The 2,785-nt window shown below is 76.1% G+C and carries 3 protein-coding genes and 1 rRNA gene; 3 read left to right on the top strand and 1 reads right to left on the bottom strand.

Features of this window, described 5'->3' with window-relative positions; genetic code table 11:
• Together AB0G13_RS34470 and AB0G13_RS34465 are read left to right on the top strand one after the other, a co-directional pair.
• A 16S ribosomal RNA gene (locus tag AB0G13_RS34470) occupies positions 1-179 on the top strand; the annotation flags it as partial.
• A 413-nt stretch (positions 180-592) separates the two neighbouring features.
• A complete protein-coding gene (locus AB0G13_RS34465) occupies positions 593-1,795 on the top strand; it encodes a PP2C family protein-serine/threonine phosphatase (protein WP_357883826.1) in 1,203 nt (400 codons plus the stop codon).
• A gap of 6 nt (positions 1,796-1,801) precedes the next feature.
• On the opposite strand, the gene AB0G13_RS34460 is transcribed toward AB0G13_RS34465, so the two are convergent.
• On the bottom strand, positions 1,802-2,158 hold the full coding sequence (locus AB0G13_RS34460; protein ID WP_357883823.1) for an STAS domain-containing protein: 357 nt from the start codon (positions 2,156-2,158) through the stop codon (positions 1,802-1,804).
• Between the two features lie 170 nt (positions 2,159-2,328).
• Between AB0G13_RS34460 and AB0G13_RS34455 the strand changes: the two genes are divergently transcribed.
• Positions 2,329-2,785, top strand: a 457-nt coding sequence (locus tag AB0G13_RS34455; RefSeq protein ID WP_357883820.1) for a hypothetical protein, incomplete at its 3' end; no start/stop codon positions are given.

Raw genomic sequence — 2,785 nt, 5'->3', positions numbered from 1 at the left:
ATGTTGCCAGCGCGTTATGGCGGGGACTCATCGAAGACTGCCGGGGTCAACTCGGAGGAAGGTGGGGATGACGTCAAGTCATCATGCCCCATACGCCGCGGCACGGCGCGCCGTGCGGGTGGAGGGGGAACTGGCCGGCCTGGACCGCCCGCTGGTCGTCCAGCTGCACGCCACGTCGACCCTCGCCGAGGGGCGGGTGCCGTGGGGCCTCGGCCCGCACCTGGACGGCGCGGAGGAACTGCGCGTGGTCGCCACCGAGACCGGGCCCGCCGCCCTGCGCCAGCTCGCCGGGGACCGGCCGATCGTGCTGGTCGGCCGCCATCTGCACCGGTTGCCGGGCGGCGCCGACCTGGTGACCGCCCTGGCCGCCGAGCATCCGGTGACCGTGGTCGAGATGGGCTGGCCCTCCCCGTGGCGTCCGGCGGGCGTACGGGCGTTCGTCACCACGTACGGCGCGAGCCACGCCTGCGGGCGCGCGGCCGCCGAGGTGCTCGGCCTGGCCGGCTGACCCGGGCGCCCGCCGCCCGCGGCGGTTCGCCCCCCGGCCGGGCCCGGCCGGCTTCGACCGGGCCCGGCCGGGGTATGCGACAGCATGACCGCCACCCACCCGTGGCACCGGGCCCTGGCCGACCTCGTGTCCCGGTCCCACCGGCTGCCCCCGGACGAACTCGCGGCCGCGGTCGGCGCCGTGCTCCGGCCGCTGGGCGTGGCGGCGACCGTGTACCTGGTCGACGCCGAGCAGCGCGGCCTGCGCCCGCTGCCGGGGTCGGGCCGGCCCGCGCCGGACGTGCTGCCGATCGACACCAGCCTGGCCGGCCGCGCCTTCACCCAGGTCGAGGTGCACGCGGGCCACGGGCCACCGCCGCGGCTGTGGGTGCCGATCGTCAACGGCACCGACCGGCTCGGGCTGCTGGAGGTGTTCCCGCCGGCCGACGCCGACCTCGCCGACGAGGCGCTCCGCGACGGCTGCCGGCTCATCGCCGGGCTGGTCGGCCACCTGGTCACCAGCAAGAGGGACTACGGCGACGTCCTGCACCGGGCGCGCCGGAGCCGGCCCATGGGGGTCTCCGCCGAGCTGCTCTGGCACCTGCTTCCGCCGCTGACCTTCGCCACCGCAGAGGCGGCGGTCAGCGCCCTGCTCGAACCCTGCTACGAGGTCGGCGGGGACGCCTTCGACTACGCGGTGCACGAGGGGACCCTGACGCTGGCGATCCTCGACGGGGTCGGTCACGGCCTGCCGGCGGTGCTCACCACCTCGGTGGCGTTGGCCGCGCTGCGGGCGGCCCGGCGCGCCGGCTCGGACCTGCCCGGTCTGGGGCGGGCGGTGGACGCCGCGATCGTCGCCCAGTGGCGGGACGCGCGGTTCGTCACCGCGGTGCTCGCCGAGCTCGACACCGGCTCCGGGCTGCTGCGGTACGTCAACGCCGGGCACCCGCCGCCGGTGCTGCTGCGCCGGGGACGGGCCGTGCAGGAGCTGGCCGGGGGCCGCCGGCTCCCGCTCGGCCTGCCGGACGACGGCGGAGAGGTCGCCCAGGCCCGGCTGGAGCCCGGCGACCGGCTGCTGCTGCACACGGACGGGGTGACCGAGGCACGCGACCCGGCGGGCGGGATGTTCGGGCTGTCCCGGCTGGCCGACCTCGCCGAGAGGCACATCGGGTCCGGGCTGCCGGCCGCGGAGACGCTGCGCCGGCTCAGTCACGCGCTGACGGAGCACCAGGGCGGGGCGCACCAGGACGACGCGACCCTGATGCTGGTCGAGTGGTCCGCGACCGCGTCGGCGAACGCGGAGCCCTGAGCCGGGTCAGTCCAGCCCGCGCCACCCCCGCGCGACAGGCCGGCCGGTGGCCTCGTCGGCGAGCCCGAGCAGGGCGTCGACCCCGGTGATCCGCAGGACCCGCGCCACCCCCGGCTGCGGGCCGGTCACCCGCAGCGTCACGTCGCCCCCGCGGCCCACCGCGACGCCGTGCACCAGGACGCGTACGCCGCTGGAGTCCAGGAAGCGCACGTCGGCCAGGTCGACGACGACCTCCCGGACGCCGGGCCGGCGCAGCGCCTCGGTCAGCACCGCCTCGAACTCGCCGGCGGTGGCCATGTCGATCTCACCGGCCGGGCGCAGGACCACCCGCCCCGGCTCCGTGTCCCGCGTACCCCGCTCCATGGCCCGCCTCATCGTCGAAAGGACGCGCCTGGCAGCGGCGCGCATCGACCATACCGACCCCCCGGCCGGCCGGGCCACGCCGCCGGCCGCGAGGGTCCACTTGAACACGTTCAAGAAGTCGCCTACGCTGAGGCCACAAGATTTGAACACGTTCAAGAAGGGCGTCGGCGATGGACACGAAGGTCTGGATGTACCTGGTCTACCTGGCGATCAGCATCGGGCTGACCGTCTGGGTGGCCCGGGCGCTGTCGCGCAACGGGCTGGTCTTCCTGGAGGAGGTGTTCGCCGACGAGCGGCTGGCGAGGGCTGTGAACAGCCTGCTCGTCGTCGGCTTCTACCTGCTCAACCTCGGCTACGTCACGGTGGCGATGAAGCACCCCGATCCGGTCGGGTCGACCGCCCAGGCCATGGAGGAGCTCTCCCTCAAGATCGGCCTGGTGCTGCTGGTGCTCGGCGCGCTGCACTTCTTCAACGTCTTCGCCCTCGGCCGCTACCGCCGCGGCCGGCTACGCCAGTTCGCCACCCACCCGCCGCTCGCCCCGGTCGGCCGCCTGCCGATGCCGCCCGCGCCGCGCGCCCCGCACCCCGCCGGCCCGCACCGCGCCGGCCCGCACCCCGCCGGCCCGC

Source organism: Micromonospora sp. NPDC023633, from assembly GCF_040640035.1.
Classification (GTDB): Bacteria; Actinomycetota; Actinomycetes; order Mycobacteriales; family Micromonosporaceae; genus Micromonospora.
The sequence above is the reverse complement of the archived record's forward strand: the minus strand, read 5'-3'. Positions and strand labels throughout refer to the sequence as shown.

Bases quoted from the DNA above. Each gene is read 5' to 3' on its own strand.
- AB0G13_RS34465 (WP_357883826.1), top strand. From the start codon at position 593: ATGACCGCCACCCACCCGTGGCACCGGGCCCTGGCCGACCTCGTGTCC.
- AB0G13_RS34460 (WP_357883823.1), bottom strand. From the start codon at position 2,158: ATGGAGCGGGGTACGCGGGACACGGAGCCGGGGCGGGTGGTCCTGCGC.